Source organism: Brevundimonas sp. PAMC22021, from assembly GCF_019443405.1.
Classification (GTDB): domain Bacteria; phylum Pseudomonadota; class Alphaproteobacteria; order Caulobacterales; family Caulobacteraceae; genus Brevundimonas.
The window spans coordinates 1,079,715-1,098,538 of the sequence record NZ_CP080376.1 but is presented as its reverse complement, the minus strand read 5'-3'; the positions used below and the strand labels follow the sequence as shown (position 1 = coordinate 1,098,538).

20 protein-coding genes are annotated in these 18,824 nt (G+C 66.5%); all 20 read right to left on the bottom strand.

Translation table 11 applies throughout. From position 1 onward, the window contains the following. Positions 1-48: 48 nt before the first annotated feature. Positions 49-1,722 (bottom strand): ribonuclease J, encoded by a 1,674-nt coding sequence (locus tag KY493_RS05315; RefSeq protein WP_219897930.1) that lies wholly within the window; start codon positions 1,720-1,722, stop codon positions 49-51. After that, entirely contained in the window at positions 1,719-2,501 is a 783-nt protein-coding gene (locus KY493_RS05310; RefSeq protein WP_219898352.1) for a type III pantothenate kinase, read from the bottom strand. Before KY493_RS05310 ends, KY493_RS05315 begins: the two co-directional genes overlap by 4 nt. Continuing rightward, positions 2,498-3,238, bottom strand: a complete 741-nt coding sequence (locus tag KY493_RS05305; protein ID WP_255568047.1) for a biotin--[acetyl-CoA-carboxylase] ligase — start codon at positions 3,236-3,238, stop codon at positions 2,498-2,500. The genes KY493_RS05310 and KY493_RS05305 overlap by 4 nt, the downstream gene beginning before the upstream one ends. Position 3,239: 1 nt before the next feature. Next, a complete protein-coding gene (gene nuoN / locus KY493_RS05300) occupies positions 3,240-4,688 on the bottom strand; it encodes an NADH-quinone oxidoreductase subunit NuoN (RefSeq protein WP_219897929.1) in 1,449 nt (482 codons plus the stop codon). Between the two features lie 9 nt (positions 4,689-4,697). Beyond that, positions 4,698-6,182: an NADH-quinone oxidoreductase subunit M gene (locus tag KY493_RS05295; RefSeq protein ID WP_219897928.1), complete on the bottom strand. Its 1,485-nt coding sequence runs from the start codon at positions 6,180-6,182 to the stop codon at positions 4,698-4,700. A gap of 5 nt (positions 6,183-6,187) precedes the next feature. Then, a complete protein-coding gene (nuoL, locus tag KY493_RS05290; protein WP_219898348.1) occupies positions 6,188-8,302 on the bottom strand; it encodes an NADH-quinone oxidoreductase subunit L in 2,115 nt (704 codons plus the stop codon). 13 nt (positions 8,303-8,315) lie between these two features. Then, complete coding sequence (gene nuoK / locus KY493_RS05285; protein ID WP_219897927.1) at positions 8,316-8,621, bottom strand: NADH-quinone oxidoreductase subunit NuoK; 306 nt, start codon at positions 8,619-8,621, stop codon at positions 8,316-8,318. Further along, complete coding sequence (locus tag KY493_RS05280; RefSeq protein WP_219897926.1) at positions 8,621-9,244, bottom strand: NADH-quinone oxidoreductase subunit J; 624 nt, start codon at positions 9,242-9,244, stop codon at positions 8,621-8,623. The genes nuoK and KY493_RS05280 overlap by 1 nt, the downstream gene beginning before the upstream one ends. Before the next feature lie 73 nt (positions 9,245-9,317). Further along, positions 9,318-9,809, bottom strand: coding sequence for an NADH-quinone oxidoreductase subunit NuoI (gene nuoI, locus KY493_RS05275; RefSeq protein WP_219897925.1), 492 nt, complete (start codon positions 9,807-9,809; stop codon positions 9,318-9,320). After that, on the bottom strand, positions 9,809-10,006 hold the full coding sequence (locus KY493_RS05270; protein WP_219897924.1) for a hypothetical protein: 198 nt from the start codon (positions 10,004-10,006) through the stop codon (positions 9,809-9,811). The genes nuoI and KY493_RS05270 overlap by 1 nt, the downstream gene beginning before the upstream one ends. Beyond that, positions 10,006-11,079 carry an NADH-quinone oxidoreductase subunit NuoH gene (gene nuoH, locus KY493_RS05265; RefSeq protein WP_219897923.1) on the bottom strand — a complete coding sequence of 358 codons (1,074 nt, stop codon included), beginning with the start codon at positions 11,077-11,079 and terminating at the stop codon, positions 10,006-10,008. The genes KY493_RS05270 and nuoH overlap by 1 nt, the downstream gene beginning before the upstream one ends. A 6-nt stretch (positions 11,080-11,085) precedes the next feature. After that, positions 11,086-13,131 (bottom strand): NADH-quinone oxidoreductase subunit NuoG, encoded by a 2,046-nt coding sequence (gene nuoG / locus KY493_RS05260; protein ID WP_219897922.1) that lies wholly within the window; start codon positions 13,129-13,131, stop codon positions 11,086-11,088. Further along, complete coding sequence (locus tag KY493_RS05255) at positions 13,131-13,622, bottom strand: hypothetical protein (protein WP_219897921.1); 492 nt, start codon at positions 13,620-13,622, stop codon at positions 13,131-13,133. The genes nuoG and KY493_RS05255 overlap by 1 nt, the downstream gene beginning before the upstream one ends. Positions 13,623-13,624: 2 nt before the next feature. Next, positions 13,625-14,938 (bottom strand): NADH-quinone oxidoreductase subunit NuoF, encoded by a 1,314-nt coding sequence (gene nuoF / locus KY493_RS05250; RefSeq protein ID WP_219897920.1) that lies wholly within the window; start codon positions 14,936-14,938, stop codon positions 13,625-13,627. A 6-nt stretch (positions 14,939-14,944) separates the two neighbouring features. Further along, positions 14,945-15,214 (bottom strand): hypothetical protein, encoded by a 270-nt coding sequence (locus tag KY493_RS05245; RefSeq protein WP_219897919.1) that lies wholly within the window; start codon positions 15,212-15,214, stop codon positions 14,945-14,947. Then, positions 15,214-15,888, bottom strand: coding sequence for an NADH-quinone oxidoreductase subunit NuoE (nuoE, locus tag KY493_RS05240; protein ID WP_219897918.1), 675 nt, complete (start codon positions 15,886-15,888; stop codon positions 15,214-15,216). Before nuoE ends, KY493_RS05245 begins: the two co-directional genes overlap by 1 nt. Next, on the bottom strand, positions 15,885-17,063 hold the full coding sequence (locus tag KY493_RS05235; protein ID WP_370627369.1) for an NADH-quinone oxidoreductase subunit D: 1,179 nt from the start codon (positions 17,061-17,063) through the stop codon (positions 15,885-15,887). Before KY493_RS05235 ends, nuoE begins: the two co-directional genes overlap by 4 nt. 101 nt (positions 17,064-17,164) lie before the next feature. After that, positions 17,165-17,788 (bottom strand): NADH-quinone oxidoreductase subunit C, encoded by a 624-nt coding sequence (locus tag KY493_RS05230; RefSeq protein WP_219897916.1) that lies wholly within the window; start codon positions 17,786-17,788, stop codon positions 17,165-17,167. Beyond that, entirely contained in the window at positions 17,785-18,384 is a 600-nt protein-coding gene (locus KY493_RS05225; protein WP_219897915.1) for an NADH-quinone oxidoreductase subunit B family protein, read from the bottom strand. Before KY493_RS05225 ends, KY493_RS05230 begins: the two co-directional genes overlap by 4 nt. Beyond that, the gene (locus KY493_RS05220; RefSeq protein ID WP_219897914.1) at positions 18,354-18,731 is read right to left on the bottom strand and encodes an NADH-quinone oxidoreductase subunit A; all 378 of its coding nucleotides are present in this window, start codon (positions 18,729-18,731) and stop codon (positions 18,354-18,356) included. The genes KY493_RS05225 and KY493_RS05220 overlap by 31 nt, the downstream gene beginning before the upstream one ends. Between the last annotated feature and the right edge of the window lie 93 nt (positions 18,732-18,824).

Below are 18,824 nucleotides of genomic sequence, written 5' to 3'. Positions count from 1 at the left end.
CTCCTTGCCGTCACGCCACCGAATGCGACGCAACGGCAAAGGTTGCCGTCAGACGCGCAGGACCACGGTCTCCACGATCGGGCGGCGATCCCAGATCTGCTGGCTCGCCTTCTTCAGGGTGCGCGCCACCGCCTGCTCGATGACGTATTCGTCCTCCAGCGCCTCACCCTTCAGGCTCCGGACCACCTGCTCGACCCGCTCGGCCAGATCATCCAGCGCGTCGCCCAGCGGCGTCGCCGGATCACCGGGAAGGCCCACGCTGCGCACGTCGATGTCACTGACGATGCGACCGCGCTTGTCCAAGGCGAAGCTGACGATCAGCACGCCATTGGTTGAGGCATGACGGCGCTCCTTCAGCGCCTCGCCCTGTTCGGTCACCAGCATGCCGCCGTCGACATAGAGACGGCCGTTCGGCACCTCGTCGATGATGGCGGCGGGACCAGGCGCCAGGCGCACCAGGTCGCCGTTGCGGGGCGTCACCGTCTCCGGCACGCCCAGATCGCTGGCCAGATTGGCGTGCTCCAGCAGGAAGCGCCGAACCCCGTGCGTCGGCACGGCGATCTGCGGGCGCGCCCAGGCGTACATCTGCTTCAACTCGTCCCGGCAGGGGTGGCCGGACACGTGGATGCCGGGGTGATCCTTTTCGGTGTAGAGCCGCACGCCGCGGTCGGCCAGCTTGTCCTGCAACCGCCCGATCTGCAGCTCGTTGCCCGGGATCTGGCGCGACGAGAAGATGCAGTGATCGCCCAGCCCCAGCTTGACGGTCGGGTGGGTGCCCTCCGCCACGCGCGACAAGGCGGCGCGCGGCTCGCCCTGGCTGCCGGTGCACAGATACAGGATCTGGTCGGCCGGCCAGACGCGGGCCTCCTCGTCCGACAGGAAGGGCTTCACGTCCTGCAGAAGGCCGATGTGCTTGGCCGCCGCCGTGATCCGGTGCATCGACCGCCCGGCCAGAGACACCCGGCGTCCCGCGGCCTCTGCCGCCCGGATCACGCTGTCCATGCGCGCGACGTTGGAGGCGAAGCAGCCAACGGCCACCCTGCCCTTCAGCCCGCCTATCAGCCTCGTCAGCGCCTCGCGCACTCCGCCTTCCGAACCCGCCACGCCATCCACGAACACGTTGGTGGAATCGCACACCATGGCCAGCACGCCCTCGTCGCCGAGCGCGGTGATGGCGTCCTGATCGGTGCGCGAGCCGATCACCGGCTCATCGTCGATCTTCCAGTCGCCGGTGTGGAACACGGTGCCCAGAGGCGTGCGGATCGCCAGGCCGTTCGGCTCGGCGATCGAGTGCGTCACCGTCACCATGGTGACCTGGAACGGCCCCAGGTCGATGGTCCCGCCGACCGGCACCTCGTGGATCGTCGTTTGATCCAGAACGCCGGCTTCGCGCAGCTTGTCCTTGATCAGATAGGCGGTGAACGGCGTCGCGTAGATCGGCGCCTTGATGCGCGACCACAGCCAGCCTAGGGCGCCGATATGGTCCTCGTGCGCGTGGGTCAGCACGATGGCGCGGATGTTCTCGCCCTGCAGAAAGGTCGGGTCGGGCACGATCACATCCACGCCCGGCGTCGACAGGTCGCCAAAGGTGACCCCCACGTCGACGATCAGCCATTCGCGGTTCGCCTCTGGCCCATAGCCATAGGCGTTCAGGTTCATTCCCACCTCGTCCGAGCCGCCCAGCGGCAGGAAGACGAGTTCGTCGTTCGTTTGCTTTGTCATTCAGCCGTAAGATGGGTGTTCCGCCGCCAGATTTCGAGAAGGCCGCGGATGGTGAGATCGGAATCGAAATGGTCGATGCTGTCGGTCGCGCCCTCGAACAGGGACGCGACGCCGCCGGTGCCGATCACGGTCATGGGCCTGGCCCACTCCGTCTTGATGCGGGCGACCAGCCCCTCGATCAGCGCGATATAGCCCCAGAACACGCCCGACTGCATGTTGGAGACCGTGTCCTTGCCGATGATGGTCTGCGGCTTCTGGATGGCGATGCGCGGCAGCATGGCCGCTGCCTCGTGCAGCGCCTGTAGGCTCAGATTGATGCCTGGCGCGATGATCCCGCCCTCAAAGGCGCCGTCCGCCGCCACCACGTCAAAGGTGGTCGCCGTGCCGCTGTCGATCACGATCAGGTCGCCGGGATAGCGCATGTGCGCGCCCACCGCGTTGACCAGCCGGTCCGCGCCCGCCTCGCTGGGCTTCAGGATGCGCGGCTGCGGCCCGATGCTGACGTTATCGCCGATCACCAGGGGCTCGACCCGCAGATAGCGGCGCGAGAGGTTGCGCAGGTTGAAGATCGATTGCGGCACCACGCTGGAGATGATGCAACCGGTCAGGGCGTCGAAGCGCATGCCCTTCAGGTCCATCAGCTGGCTCAGCCACACCGCATATTCGTCGGCCGTGCGTCGCGAGTCCGTCGCCGCCCGCCACTGGGCGATCCATTCCGCGCCGTCGTGGATGGCGAACAGCGTGTTGGTGTTGCCCTGCTCGATCGCCAGCAGCATCAGGCCGCCTCGCCAAAGAAGACATCGCCGGCCGAAATCCGTCGCAACGTCCCGTCCGCCAGTCTCAGCCGCAGGGCGCCATCAGCCTCGACGCCGTCCGCCGTGCCTTCCAGCGTCTCGGACCCCAGCCGCGCGACGCAAGGCCCGTTCAGGCCCCTGGTGCGGTCGGTCCAGGCGTCCAACACCGGTTGAAAGCCCATCTGGTCCCAGCGCGCCTGCCAGGCCGAGACGCTGTCCACGAGACGCCCCAGCGCCGCCTCGAAGGCCGGAGCTTCGGTCCCGGCCAAACCGATTGCGGTCGCCGGCCGCTCGGTGCCCTCCGGCGCATGGGCCAGGTTGATCCCGATGCCGACCGCCAGCCACAGCCCGCCCGACGCATGGACGCCGCTTTCGACCAGGATACCGGCGACCTTGACGCCGTCCAGCATCACGTCGTTGGGCCATTTGATGCTGACGCGCTCTCGACCGGCGTAGCCGTCCAGCATCTCGGCCGCCGCCAGCGCCGCCACAAACGTTACCTGCGCCGCCTCCGCAGGCGTTCGCGCCGTTCGCATCAGCAGGGTGGCGGCCAGGTTGCCGCTGTCGCTTTCCCAGCGACGTCCCCGACGCCCCCGGCCCTCGCTCTGGCGACGCGCCGCGATCCACAGGGGACCTGTCTCGCCCGCCTCCGCCCGACGCCGCGCCTCCGCATTGGTCGAGTCGACGGTCTCCAGGATCAGGACGGGCGGCAGGTCGCCCAACTCAGCGCAGGCCGAAGCCGACCGCCGCCGCCCGCGCCGCCGGTTCGATCCACGGCAGGGCGATCAACACGACCGGGAAGGAAACCGCGGCCGCCGCCCAGGCCACCGACTTGGCCTCGACCGGCGACTTGTCGAACGGCACGTCGTCGACAGGCGCATCGAACCACATCAGCTTGATCAGGCGCAGATAGTAGAAGGCGGCCACGACCGAGGCGACCAGGCCGGCCACCGCCACGCCCACCATCACCGGGCTGGCGTCCGCCGCCGCGCCAAAGACGTAGAACTTGCTCCAGAAGCCCGAGAAAGGCGGCATGCCCAGCACCGACAGCGACAGCACGGTCAACGCCACCGCCGTCAGCGGCCGGTCCCGCTTCAGCCCCGCCAGGTCGGCGATGCGCCGCACCGGACGGCCGCTCTTGGACAGCGACAAAAGCACGCCGAAGAAGCCGAACTGGTCGACGACATACAGGGTCATGAAGATCAGCATGGCCTGCACGCCGATCGCCGTGCCCGCCGCGACGCCCAGCAGCGCATAGCCGATGTTGATGATCGACGAATAGGCCAGGAGCCGCTGCAGATCCTTCTGACCCAGCCCGCCGAACGCGCCCACGGCGAACGACAGCACCGAGATGATCAGCAGCACCTGCGACCACTGGTCGTGCGACTGGGCAAAGCCTCCGTCCAGCGCGCGTGCGATCAGGACCATGGCCGCGACCTTGGGTGCAGTGGCGAACAGGGCCACCACGGGGGTCGGCGCGCCCTCGTAGACGTCCGGCGTCCACATGTGGAACGGCGCGGCCGAGACCTTGAACGCCAGGCCGCAAATCAGGAACACCAGGCCGAACACCAGGCCCGGCGACGGGTTGTCGGCGGCGAAGGCGGCGATCTCGTCGAACCGCATGGTGCCGGCGAAGCCGTAGATCAGGCTCGCGCCATACAGCAGCAGACCCGACGACAGCGCGCCCAGCACGAAATACTTCAGGCCCGCCTCGGACGCCCTCAGGTCGTTGCGGTGATAGGCGGCCAGCACATACAGCGCCAGCGAATGCAGCTCGATGCCGACATACATCGAGATCAGGTCGCCCGACGACGCCATCATGCCCATGCCGACGGAGGCCAGCACGATCAGCACCGGATATTCGAACTTGGCGATGCGCGCGCGGTGCATCCAGCCGTCGCCCAGCACGATGGCGACGGCGGCCGCGAGGTAGATCACCACCTTGCCGTACACGGCCAGGCCGTCGGCCACATAGGCCCCGTTGAAGGCGCGACCCAGCGGGCCGGTCGCCGCCAGGATCGCGGCCACGATCAGCAGCGCGATCGACAGCAGCGACACCAGGCGCGCGCTCTTTTCGCCGCCGAACGCGCCGATCATCAGCAGCACCAGGCCGCCGATGGCGAGCGTCAGCTCCGACGAGGCGATGTGAAGGGCGGAGGACAGATCAGGCATTCTTCAGTCTCACCCGCCGATCGCGACGCGATAGGCGTTGGTCAGGGCCTCGACGGCGGGCCCGGTGTAGTCGAGGACGGCGGCGGGATAGACGCCCAGCCAGATCGTGCCGACGATCAGCGGCACGAACAGCAAGAGCTCGCGCTTGTCGATGTCCGTGATGGCCGCGAGCTTCGGATTGGTGATCTCGCCGAACATCACGCTGCGGTACAGCGTCAGGGCGTAGACCGCCGAGAAGATCACGCCCGAGGCCGCCACCAGCGCCGCCCAGGTCGAGGCCTGATAGGCCCCCGTCATGGTCAGCACTTCGCCGATGAAGCCCGAGGTGCCCGGCAGGCCGACGTTGGCCATGGTGAACATCAGGAAGATGGCCGCGAACCACGGCATCCTGGACGTCAGGCCGCCGTAGAAGGCGATCTCGCGGGTGTGCATCCGATCGTAGACCACGCCCACGCACAGGAACAGCGCGCCCGAGATCAGGCCGTGGCTGATCATCTGGAACACCGCACCCTGCATGCCCTGCTCGTTGCCCGAGAAGATGCCAAGCGTCACAAAGCCCATGTGCGCCACCGACGAGTAGGCGATCAGCTTCTTGATGTCGGTCTGCCGCCACGCGACCAGCGAGGTATAGACGATGGCGATCACCGACAGGGTGAAGACCAGCGGCCGGAACGCCTCGGAAGCATCCGGAAACATCGGCACATTGAACAGGATGAAGCCGTAGCCGCCGAGTTTCAGCAGGATGCCGGCCAGGATCACCGAGCCCGCGGTCGGCGCCTGAACGTGGGCGTCGGGCAGCCAGGTATGCACCGGCCACATCGGCATCTTCACCGCGAAGGAGGCGAAGAAGGCCAGCCACAGCAGCGGCTGCACCGCCGGCGAGAAGGCGTAGGTCTTCAGTTCCGGAATGCTGGTGGTGCCCGCCTCGAACGACATCCACAGCATGGCCAGCAGCATGAGCACGCTACCCAGCAGCGTATACAGGAAGAATTTGTACGCCGCGTAGATGCGGTTCTGGCCGCCCCAGATGCCGATGATCAGGAACATCGGCACCAGGGTGCCTTCGAAGAAGATGTAGAACAGGAACAGGTCCAGCGCCGTAAACACGCCGATGACCAGCGTTTCCAGGATCAGGAAGGCGATCATGTATTCGACGACGCGCGTCTCGATCGAGCGCCAGCTGGCCAGGATGCAGATCGGCATCAAAAAGGCGGTCAGCAGCACGAACAGGATCGACACCCCGTCCACGCCCAGGTGGTAGCTGGCCCCCGCGAACCAGGGGACCATCTCCACGAACTGGTATCCAGGGTTTGACGGATTGAAACCGGCGACCAGCACGACGGACACCGCCAGCACGACCAGCGTCGTGATCAGGGCGATCCAGCGCGCGGCGGGCGCGGCGGCCTCCTGCGTCTTCGATCCCAGGCGCGCGGCGAAGATCGCGGCGGCGCCCAGCAGCGGCAGGAATGTAACGAGGCTCAGGATGTAGGGCACGATACTCAGGCTCCCCACGCGAGGATGGCGAAGGTGAGCAGGCCAGCCACCCCGAGCAGCATCACGAAGGCATAGTAGTAGACGAAACCGGACTGGAACTTCGACAGCCAACCGGCGGACTTCAGCGAGGCCCAGGCGGCGCCGTTCGGCCCCAGGCCATCAATGATCTTCACGTCACCGACCTTGTAGAAGACCTCGCCGACGGCGCGCGCGCCGCGCACGAAGATGAAGTCGTAGGCCTCGTCGAACCACCACTTGTTGTAGAGGAAACGATAGACCAGCCCGTTGCGAGCCGCCATGCGCCGGGCCATGCCTTCACGCAGCACGTAGATCCAGATGGCGAAGGCGGCGCCGATCAGCGTCAGGATCAGCGGCGACCACTTTACCCAGGTCGGGACCTCGTGGCTCTCGTGCAGCACGTGGTTGCCCTCGCCGATGAAGATGGCGCCGCGCCAGAACTCGCCCTCGTGGTGGCCGATGAAGTAGGGCGCGAAGACCAGGCCCGCGGCGACCGCGCCGATCGACAGCAGGATCAGCGGCGCCAGCATCACCCACGGGCTTTCGTGCGGATGCAGCGGGCCATGGTGATGATGGTCGTCATGCGCATGATCGGCATGCGTCGAGTGCGTAACGGCGTGGCCGTGATCGTCCGCATCCGGCAGCGGCTCGGAGTGGGTTTCCAGTTGCGCGTGCGTGGCGTGGTCGTCGGCGTGATGCGCCTCGCCCTCTTCCTTCCACACAGGCTTGTTGTGGAAGGTCATGAACACCAGACGCCACGAATAGTAGGACGTCAGGCCCGCCGCGAAGATGCCGATAAAGAAGGCGAACAGGCCGACCGCCGAATGCCCGGTCGTCGCGGCCGCGAAGGCGCTCTCGATGATCGAGTCCTTGGAATAGAAGCCGGCGAAGCCGCCCACGCCCGGGATGCCCAGGCCGGTGATGGCGATCGTGCCGATAGTCATCACCGCATAGGTGACCGGCAGCAGCTTCCACAGCCCGCCCATCTTCCGCATGTCCTGCTCATGGTGCATGCCGTGGATCACCGACCCGGCGCCCAGGAACAGCAGGGCCTTGAAGAAGGCGTGGGTGAACAGGTGGAACATGGCCGCCTGATAGGCGCCGACGCCCGCCGCAAAGAACATGTAGCCCAGCTGCGAACAGGTAGAATAGGCGATGACCCGCTTGATGTCGTTCTGCGTCAGACCGACGGTCGCGGCGAACAGGGCCGTGATCGCGCCGATGATGGCGATGATCTGGCTGGCGCCCGGCGCATATTCATAGATCGGGCTCAGCAGGCAGACCATGTAGACGCCGGCGGTAACCATGGTCGCGGCGTGGATCAGGGCGGACACCGGCGTCGGGCCCTCCATCGCGTCCGGCAGCCAGGTGTGCAGGAAGAACTGCGCCGACTTGCCCATGGCCCCGATGAACAGCAGGAAGCCGGCAAGATCGAGGGCCGACCACTGGACGCCCAGAAACTCCCACGTCGTGCCGGCGCGCTCGCCGATCAGCGGGAACAGCTCGGCGAACTCGATGGTGCCGTACATCCAGAACACGGTCATGATGCCGAGCACGAAGCCGAAGTCGCCGACCCGGTTGACCACGAAGGCCTTGATCGCGGCGGCGCTGGCGGTCGGCTTCTTGAACCAGAAGCCGATCAGCAGATAGGACGCGAGCCCCACCCCTTCCCAGCCGAAGAAGATCTGCATGAAGTCGGCGGCCGTCACCAGCGCCAGCATCATGAAGGTGAACAGGCTCAGATAGGCGAAGAAACGCGGACGGCTGTCGTCCTCGGCCATGTACCCCCAGGAATACAAGTGAACCAGTGACGACACGCTGGTCACCACGATCAGCATGGTGGCCGACAGGGCGTCCACGCGGATCGACCAGGCCGACTGGAAGTCGCCCACGTTGATGAAGGGCAGGAGGCGGACCGTGAAGGCCTCCATGTGCCCCCAGGTCCAGGCGCCGAACACCGTCCAGGCGACGATGCACGAGAAGAACAGGAGGCCGGTCGTGACCGCCTGCGACGGGATGTTCCCGATGCGGCGGCCGAAGAAGCCGGCGATGGCGGCGCCCAGAAGCGGGGCGAAGACGCCGAGGATGACGAGGGTCTGGATAGGCACTTGCAGGTCAGCCCTTCATCACGGAGGCGTCGTCGACCGCGATGTCGCCGCGGTTGCGGAAGAAGGTCACCAGGATCGCCAGGCCCACAGCCGCTTCCGCCGCCGCGACGGTCAGCACGAACATGGCCATGATCTGCCCGGAGATGTCGTTCAGATAGGTCGAGAAGGCGACGAAGTTGATGTTCACCGCCAGCAGGATCAGCTCGATCGACATCAGGATGATGATGATGTTCTTCCTGTTCACGAAGATGCCGAACACGCCAATGGTGAACAGGATGGCGGCGACCGCCAGGTAGTGGGTCAGGCCGATCATCACAGAAGCTCCTCGGCCGAGAGGCCCTGACCCGTCGCGGCCGGCTTGATCTCGACGGACTTGCGGCGGTCGCGATTGACCTGGTCGCCAGGGTTCTGGCGCTTGATGTGCGGCTTGTGGCGCAGCGTCAGGGTGATCGCCCCGATCATGGCGATCAGCAGCACCACGCCCGCCGCCTGGAAGAAGTAGATGTAGTCGGTGTAGAGCACCCGGCCGATCGCCTCGACATTGGTCACGTCAGGCCCCGGCGCGCCGGGCGCGCTCGCGCCGTTCGCCGCGCCGCCCTGCACCACGGCCACCGACACCATGATCATCTCTGCCAGCAGCACCGCGGCGATGATGCCGCCCAGCGGCAGGTAGCGGGCGTAGTCGGCGCGCAGGCGGGCGAAGTCGACGTCCAGCATCATGACCACGAACAGGAACAGCACCGCGACCGCGCCGACGTAGACCACGACCAGCAGCATGGCCAGGAACTCGGCGCCCAGCAGCACGAACAGCCCGGCCGACGAGAAGAAGGACAAGATCAGCCACAGCACGCTGTGAACCGGGTTGCGGGCGCTGACGACCAGCAGGGCCGAAACCACGGCCACCGTCGCCAGCAGATAGAAGGCTAGGCCTTGCATGTCGGGACAGAGCCCCTTTCCGTCTTCATGCCGCCGATCCGTGAATCGCCGGCCGTTCCAAGCGAGGAGCGCCTTAGCGGTAAGGCGCGTCCAGTTCCAGATTCTTCGCGATCACCCGCTCCCAGCGGTCGCCGTTATTCAGCAGCCGCTCCTTGTTGTAGAGCAGCTCCTCGCGCGTCTCGACCGTGAACTCCTGGTTCGGACCCTCGACGATGGCGTCCACCGGGCAGGCTTCCTGGCACAGGCCGCAGTAGATGCATTTCACCATGTCGATGTCGTAGCGCGTGGTGCGGCGGCTGCCGTCGGCGCGCGGCTCGGACTCGATGGTGATGGCCTGTGCCGGGCAGATGGCCTCGCACAGCTTGCAGGCGATGCAGCGTTCCTCGCCGTTCGGATAGCGGCGCAGCGCGTGTTCGCCGCGGAACCGAGGCGACTGCGGATTGCGCTCGAACGGATAGTTCACGGTCGCCTTCGGCCGCGCCATGTACTTCAGCGACAGGCCGACGGCGCCGATGACGTCCAGCATCATCGCGCCCTTGGTCGCCTGGACGATACGGGTGAACATCAGAAACGGTCCTTGGGAGCGGGGGCCGCTCCATTCGTCGGGGTTTGGTCCGGCTTGGGCTGGGCGTCGCGCCACTGACGCTCGATGGCGTCCTGGCGGCGCTGCCACTGATAGCCGGACGTCGGCATGGCTTCGTACGGCTGCGCGCAGGCGGCGGCCAGCGGCGCGAGCAGGCTCGCTATCAGCAGAGCGCGCATCACGATCCCACCACGAACACGCGCCAGGCCGAGACGATGATCACCGCGACCAGCGAGGCCGGCAGGAAGATCTTCCATCCCAGCCGCATCAGCTGATCGTAGCGATAGCGCGGCACGAACGCCTTCACCATCGAGATCATCGCGAACCAGAACACCGTCTTGGCCACGAACGTCAGGAAGTAGATCGTGTACTCGAGCCAGCCCGGCAGCGCGTCCAGCCAACCCTGTGGCACGCCCGGGTTCCAGCCGCCGAAGAACAGCAGGCTGATCATCGCCGACATGAAGACGATGTTGACGTACTCGCCCATCATGAACAGCAGGTACGGCGTCGAGCTGTATTCCACCTGATAGCCGGCCACGAGTTCGGACTCGGCTTCCGGCAGGTCGAACGGCGGCCGGTTCGTCTCGGCCAGCGCCGAGATGAAGAAGATGATCGACATCGGGAACAGGATCACCACCAGCGGCCAGGTGCCCGCCCCGCCGCCGAAGCCGTACCAGTTCCAGAACATGCCCTGCTGGTTCAGCACGATTTGAGACAGGTTCATGGTGCCGGCCAGGATGATCACATTGATGATGATCAGACCCAGCGACACCTCATAGGACACCATCTGCGCCGCCGACCGGAGCGAACCCAGGAACGGATACTTCGAGTTGGACGCCCATCCGCCCATGATGATGCCGTAGACGCCCAGCGACGACACCGCGAAGATGTACAGGATGCCGACGTTCAGGTCGGACACCACCCAGCCGGGCGCGAACGGGATCACCGCCCAGGCCATGAAGGCGAGGATCACGGTGATGATCGGCGCGATGATGAACACCGTCTTGTCCGCGCCAGCCGGGATCACGACCTCCTTCAGCACGAACTTCAGCATGTCGGCGAAGGACTGCAGCAGGCCGAACGGCCCAACCACGTTGGGTCCTTTCCGCATCTGCACGCCGGCCCAGATCTTGCGGTCGGCCAGCAGCAGGAAGGCCACGGCCACCAGCACGCCGACGGTGATCAGCAGCACCTGGCCCAGCGTCATCAGCGTCCAGCCGATCGGCGTGGCCCAGAAGGAAACGGGATCCATGTGTTCTTACTCCGCCGCGATCGCGACCGGCGCCGACCGCTGGGCGGACAGCTCGGCCATGGTCGTGCTGGCGCGCGCGATCGGGTTGGACAGGTAGGGGTCGACGACGATCGAGCGGAAGGCGCGGTCGCCCAGCTCGCCCGCACGGCCAAGCGCGCCAAGGTCGAAGGCTTGCGGCGCGGGCAGATAGTCGATCCGGCCGAACGTCGGATGATCGCCCATCAGCTTGCCGCGAAGCTGCTCCAGCGTGTCGTAAGGCAGGGTGTGGCCGACGCGCGCCGACAGCGCCCGGATGATGGCCCAGTCCTCCTTGGCCTCGCCCTTCGGAAACACCACGCGTTCGGCCATCTGCACCCGGCCCTCGGTGTTGACGTAGAGGCCCGACTTCTCGGTATAGGCCGCGCCCGGCAGGATCACGTCGGCGCCGTGCGCGCCCCGGTCGCCGTGGCTGCCCAGATAGACGCGGAAGGCGTCGGAGCCCGTCGGATCGACCTCGTCTGCACCCAAGAGGAACAGCACGTCCAGCGCGCCCGGCTTCAGCATATCTGCAACCGTCAGCCCGCCGTCGCCGGGCACAAAGCCCATGTCCAAGCCAGCCACGCGCGCCGCCGCGTGATGCAGCACGTTGAAGCCGTTCCATCCATCGGCGATCACGCCGATCTCGCCCGCCAGCTTGCCCAGCTGGGCCAGCACGGCCTCGCCGCCTTCGCCGATCAGGGCCGAGGCGCCGACGATGATCGCCGGACGTTTGGCGTTGGTCAGGAAGTCGCGCGCCGCCTTCGGCAGGTCGGCCAGGGTCCGCGCGCCCGCGCCCAGATAGTGATGATCGAACGTCAGGTCGGCGGCCTCGCCGATCAGGCCGATCTCCATGTCGCCCTTCAGCCATGCCTTGCGCAGGCGGGCGTTCAGCAGCGGCGCCTCCACGCGGGGATTGACGCCGACCAGCAGCACCGCGTCCGCATCTTCGATGCCTTGCAGGCCCGAGTTGAACAGCCAGCCCTCGCGCGGGCCATATCCGAGCGCCGCGCCGTCCTGGCGGCAGTCGGTGTTGGCCGAGCCGAGCGCGCGGAACAGGTCCAGCGTCGCCTTCATCGACTCGGCGTCCTGCAGGTCGCCGGCGATCACGCCGATGCGGTCGGCCGCCGCCGCTTTCAGCCTTTCGGCCACGGCGTTCAGCGCCTCGTCCCAGCTTGCCGGCTGCAGCTTGCCGTCCAGCCGCACCCACGGCCGATCCAGCCGACGCGTCTGCAGGCCGTCGACGACATAGCGGCTCTTGTCAGACAACCACTCCTCGTTGATGCCTTCGTGCACGCGCGGCAGCACCCGCATCACCTCGGCGCCGCGCGCTTGGGCCGAGATGTTGGAGCCAAGCGCGTCCATGACGTCGATGGTCTCGGTCTTCTTCAGTTCCCAGGGACGATAGTGGTACTGCCACGGCCGGTGCGTCAGGGCGCCGACGGGGCACAGGTCGTTGACGTTGCCCGACAGCTCCGACCCGACCGACTTCTCCAGATAGGTCGTGATTTCGGCGTCCTCGCCGCGCGAGATCATGCCGATGTCCGGCACGCCCGCGACCTCGGTGATGAAGCGGACGCAACGCGTGCACTGGATGCAGCGCGTCATATAGGTCTTGATCGTCGGACCCATGTTCTTGTTCTCGACCGCGCGCTTGTTCTCGGCGTAGCGAGAGCCGTCGCGGCCATAGCCCATGGCCTGGTCCTGCAGGTCGCATTCGCCGCCCTGGTCGCAGATCGGGCAGTCCAGCGGGTGGTTGATGAGCAGGAACTCCATCACCCCTTCGCGCGCCTTCTTCACCATCGGCGTGTCGGTGAAGATTTCCTGGCCGTCGGCGGCCGGCAGGGCGCACGACGCCTGCGGCTTGGGCGGGCCGGGCTTCACCTCGACCAGGCACATGCGGCAGTTGCCGGCGATGGACAGTCGTTCGTGGTAGCAGAAACGCGGAATCTCGTGCCCGGCGCGCTCGGCGACCTGCAGCACGGACATGCCGGGCTCGAACTCGGTTTCGACGCCGTTGACCTTGGCGACTGGCATCAGCGGGCCTCTTCTTCAGCGGGAACGGTCAACTCCGACCGATCCGTCGTCCCATCGGGGAGAGTCTGGGTAATGGCGATGCGCGGCCCGTCCAGGGCGTAGCGGATCACCGGATCGCCGGACTGGTTCATCCAGCGAACCAGGGCGGCGTCGGGAAGGTCGAGCGGCTTCCACACGATCAGCTCGCCATCGACGCGGCAGTCGGCGCGCATCCGCCCGCCATCGACCGGGGCGCGCCAGGAGGCGTGAACCACCTCGCCCTCCACACCGTCGATCGCCACCGCAGCAGCGTCCTGCCCGTGGATGGCCGCCAGCCCCGCGCGGCACACGCGGCGCAGATCGACGGCCGACAGAACCGCCGGCGCGGCAGCGGCCGCATCCGAAGCCGGCGGGTTGGCCGACACCTGTTCCGCCGGCGTCGGCGCAGGCTCGCGCTCGCCGCAGGCGGCGAGGACGAACGCTCCGATGACCATGGCGAACGAGAACCGCATCCCTACTCCGCCGCGATCGCGTGGCCGGCGAAGTTGGCGCGACGGCTGCGGTAGGAGGAGATGCGCTCTTCGATCTCGTGGCGGAAATGCCGGATCAGGCCCTGCACCGGCCAGGCGGCGGCGTCGCCGAGCGCGCAGATGGTGTGACCTTCGATTTGGGTCGAGACTTCCAGCAGCAGATCGATCTCCGACGGATCGGCCTCGCCGATGGCCATCCGCTCCAGCACGCGCCACATCCAGCCGGTGCCCTCGCGGCACGGCGTGCACTGGCCGCAGCTCTCGTGCTTGTAGAAGTAGCTGATCCGGGCGATCGCCTTCACCAGGTCGGTGGACTGGTCCATCACGATCACCGCCGCGGTGCCGAGGCCCGAGCGCATGTCGCGCAGGGAATCGAAGTCCATCAGCGCCGTTTCCGACATCTCGCGGGTGATCAGCGGCACCGACGAACCGCCCGGGATCACGGCCTTCAGATTGTCCCAGCCGCCGCGCACGCCGCCGCAGTGCTCTTCCAGCAGCTGCTTCAGCGGGATCGACATGGCCTCCTCGACCACGCAAGGCTGGTTCACATGGCCCGAGATGGCCATCAGCTTGGTGCCGGTGTTGTTCGGCCGGCCGAAGCCCGCGAACCACTGATGACCCCGACGCAAAATCGTGCCGACGACGGCGATGGATTCCACGTTGTTCACCGTGGTCGGGCAGCCGTACAGGCCCGCGCCCGCCGGGAACGGCGGCTTCAGGCGGGGCTGGCCCTTCTTGCCTTCCAGGCTTTCCAGCAGCGCCGTCTCTTCGCCGCAGATGTAGGCGCCCGCGCCGTGGTGGATGTAGACGTCGAAGTCCCAGCCGTGGACGTTGTTCTTGCCGATCAGCCCGGCCTCGTAGGCCTGCTTGACCGCCGCTTCCATGCGCTCGCGCTCGAGCACATATTCGCCGCGCAGATAGATGTAGCAGGCGTGCGCCTGCATGGCGAAGGACGCGATCAGGCAGCCTTCGATCAGCAGTTGGGGATCATGGCGCATGATCTCCCGGTCCTTGCAGGTGCCGGGTTCGGACTCATCGGCATTGACCACCAGATAGTGAGGCCGGTCCTTCACCTCCTTGGGCATGAAGGACCACTTCAGGCCGGTGGAAAAGCCGGCGCCGCCGCGACCGCGCAGGCCGGACGCCTTGACGTTGTTGATGATCCAGTCGCGGCCAAGGTCCAGCATGTCCTTGGTGGCGTTCCAGCAGCCGCGCGCCTTCGCCCCCTCCAGCGTCCAGTCCTGGAAGCCGTACAGGTTGGTGAAGATGCGGTCCTTGTCTTCGAGGATTCCGACCATGGGTCCTTAAAGTCCTTCCGCCATGCGGCGCTTGTGCAGGCGCGTGCGTTGGAACACAGCGACGAGATAGCAGACCCAGCCCGCCGCCAGCAGCGCATAGGCGCCGACGATCGTCTGTCCGGCGAGGGGCGATCCGGCGTCGCGCGCCAGCAGCACCCAGATCGCGCCCAGCACGATCAGGGCCAGTCCGCCCCAGCGGAACTTCCACCCGGTCCGGCGCAGCTCGCGACGATAGTCGGCCCTGCCCTGCTCGCTGTTGAGATCCGGCGCGCTCATCACGCCGGCTCTTTGGCCGGCTCGGGGTCCGAGTTCGGCAGCTTGGCGATCGGCTGGGCCGCGCGACCGTCGTACAGCGTCTCATCCAGCAGGGTCTTGGCGCCGCCCTGCGGCTCGGACGAGCGACGTCCGGCGTAGCTGCCCGGTTGCGGCGTCTTGCCGGCTTTGAAGTCGTCGATGACCTGCGCCATCGTCTCGGCGGTCAGGTCCTCGAAATAGTAGTCGTTGATCTGGGCCATCGGCGCGTTGGAGCAGGCGCCCAGGCACTCGACCTCTTGCCAGGTGAAGCCGCCGTCGGCCGACAGGTGATCCTTGGGACCGATCTTTTCCTTGCAGACGCGCATCAGGTCGCCGGCGCCCCGCAGCATGCATGGCGTGGTCCCGCACACCTGGATCAGGGCCGTCTTCCCGACCGGCTCCAGCATGAACATGGTGTAGAAGGTCGCAACCTCCAGCACCCGGATGAAGGGCATGCCCAGCATCTCGCCGATCGCGCGGATCGCCGGCTCGGAGACCCAGCCTTCCTGCTTCTGCACCAGCCACAGGATCGGGATCACCGCCGACTGGCGGCGCTCGGCCGGATATTTGGCGATCCACCAGTTCGCCTTCTCCATCGTCGCGTCCGCGAACGTGAACGAGGCCGGCTGTTCCTTGGCGAGGCGACGGACGCTCATCGGTCCACTTCTCCGAAAACGATGTCGAGCGAGCCGAGGATGGCGGACACGTCGGCCAGCTGGTGGCCGCGGTTCATCCAGTCCATCGCCTGCAGGTGACGATAGCCGGGCGCCGAGATCTTGACCCGGTACGGCTTGTTGGTGCCGTCCGACACCAGATAGACGCCGAACTCGCCTTTGGGCGCCTCGACCGAGGCGAACACCTCGCCTTCCGGCGTGCGGAAGCCCTCTGTGTAGAGCTTGAAGTGGTGGATCAGCGATTCCATCGACCGCTTCATCTCGCCGCGGCGAGGCGGGGTGATCTTGTTGTCCTCGGCCAGGACCGGCGCGCCGGGGCAGTTGCGCAGCTTGTGGATGCACTGCTCCATGATGCGCACCGACTGCTTCATCTCCTCGACGCGAACCAGATAGCGATCCCAGCAGTCGCCGTTCTTGCCGACCACCACGTCGAATTCCATCTCGGCGTAGCACTCGTAGGGCTGCGACTTGCGCAGGTCCCAGGCGACGTTGGAGCCGCGCAGCATCACGCCGGTGAAGGCCCAGTCCAAGGCGTCCTTCTTGGACACCACGCCGATATCGACGTTGCGCTGCTTGAAGATGCGGTTCTCGGTGACCAGCGCCTCGATGTCCTTCAGCGCAGCCGGGAACTCGGCGCACCAGCGGCCGATGTCGTCGATCAGGTCCGGCGACAGGTCCTGGTGGACCCCGCCCGGGCGGAAATAGTTGGCGTGCAGGCGGGCGCCGGAGGCCCGCTCATAGAACACCATCAGCTTTTCGCGTTCCTCGAAGCCCCAGAGCGGCGGCGTCAGCGCGCCGACGTCCATGGCCTGGGTCGTCACGTTCAGCATGTGCGACAGGATGCGGCCGATCTCAGAATACAGCACCCGGATCAGCTGCGCCCGGTAAGGCACCTCCAGGCCCAGCAGCCGCTCGATCGCCAGGCAGAAGGCGTGCTCCTGGTTCATCGGCGAGACGTAGTCCAGCCGGTCCAGATAGGGCACGTTCTGCAGATAGGTCCGCGACTCCATCAGCTTTTCGGTGCCGCGATGCAGCAGGCCGATGTGCGGGTCGACCCTCTCCACGATCTCGCCGTCCAGCTCCAGCACCAGGCGCAGCACGCCGTGCGCGGCCGGGTGTTGAGGGCCGAAGTTGATGGTGAACTTGCGGTCGTCCATCGCCCGCGCGTGATCGGTCAGGCCGTCGTCGAACACCTGGGTGTCGGTTCCTGCCAGAGGCCGCTCTTGCGGGCGGTTCACGGGATGAAGATCGTCGGCCATCAGCGGGCAGCCTTTTCGTCGCCGGGCAGCACGGGCGCCGGATACTCCGCGCCTTCCCACGGCGACAGGAAGTCGAACTGGCGGAACTCCTGCGTCAGCTTGACGGGTTCGTAGACGACGCGCTTCTGCTCTTCGTCGTAGCGGACCTCGACATAGCCGGTCATGGGGAAGTCCTTGCGCAGCGGATGCCCCTCGAAGCCGTAGTCCGTCAGCAGTCGGCGCATGTCCGGATTGCCCTCGAACAGCATGCCGTACATGTCAAACGCCTCACGCTCGAACCAGCCGGCGGCCGGATACACCTCGACGGCGGTCGGCACGGGCTTCACCTCGTCGGTCGAGACCTTGACCCGCACGCGCGTGTTCCGGGTCATCGACAGCAGATGGTAGACCACCTCGAACCGCTCGCGCCGGTCCGGATAGTCGACGCCGCACAGGTCCAGCAGCTGCTGGAACCCGAAGCGGTCTCGCAGGCCCAGCAGCACCTCGGCGATCCGCTCGCGCGGCGCGACCAGCGTCAGTTCGCCGAACGCCACCTGCGCCTCGACGCCCAGCGCACCCACCAGCTCGGCGCCCAGCGGCGTCAGCAGCGTCTCCTGTTCGGCCTGAACTGCGAGAGAGGTCATCGCTCGATCGTCCCCGTCCGCCGGATCTTCTTCTGCAGCTGCAGCAGCCCGTACAGCAGCCCCTCCGCCGTCGGCGGGCACCCGGGCACGTAGACATCCACCGGCACCACGCGGTCGCAACCGCGAACGACGCTGTAGCTGTAGTGGTAGTACCCGCCGCCGTTGGCGCAGCTGCCCATCGAGACCACGTAGCGCGGGTCCGGCATCTGGTCGTAGACCTTGCGCAGGGGCGCGGCCATCTTGTTGGTCAGGGTGCCGGCGACGATCATCAGGTCCGACTGGCGCGGGCTGGCGCGCGGCGCCATGCCGAACCGCTCCACGTCATAGCGCGGCATCGACATCTGGATCATTTCGACGGCGCAGCACGCCAGGCCGAAGGTCATCCACATCAGCGAACCCGTTCGCGACCAGTTGATCACGTCGTCCAGGCTGGAGACCAGAAAGCCCCGTTCGCCCAGCTCGGTATTCACCTGCTCGAAGAACTTGTCGTGGATGGCGGGGTCGTAACCCTCGACGGTCGACCGTGCGCCGGAACCGGCGGGGATCAGCGGGCTGGAAGGCGCGATCACTCCCATTCCAGGGCTCCCTTCTTCCATTCGTAGATAAAGCCGACCGTCAGGACGCCCAGAAACGCCATCATCGACCAGAAGGCGAAGATCATCTCGCCGCGCGCCAGGTCGAACATCGACACCGCCCATGGGAACAGGAAGGCCACTTCCAGGTCGAAGATGATGAACAGGATCGACACCAGGTAGAAGCGCACGTCGAACTTCATGCGCGCATCGTCAAAGGCGTTGAAGCCGCACTCATAGGCCGACAGCTTCTCGGTGTCCGGGTTCTTCGGCGCCAGCACAAGCGGCAGCACGACGAACAGCACGCCGATCAGCAGCGCCACACCCGCGAAGATGATGGTCGCGAGATATTCGAGGAGAAATTCGTTCATTCCGGAGGCCTCGCCCGCCAGGGGGAGAGGCGGGATTCGGCGCTTCTTAGACCCATCGTTCGCGCGGTTCAAACCCCAGCGAACTAAAGGTTT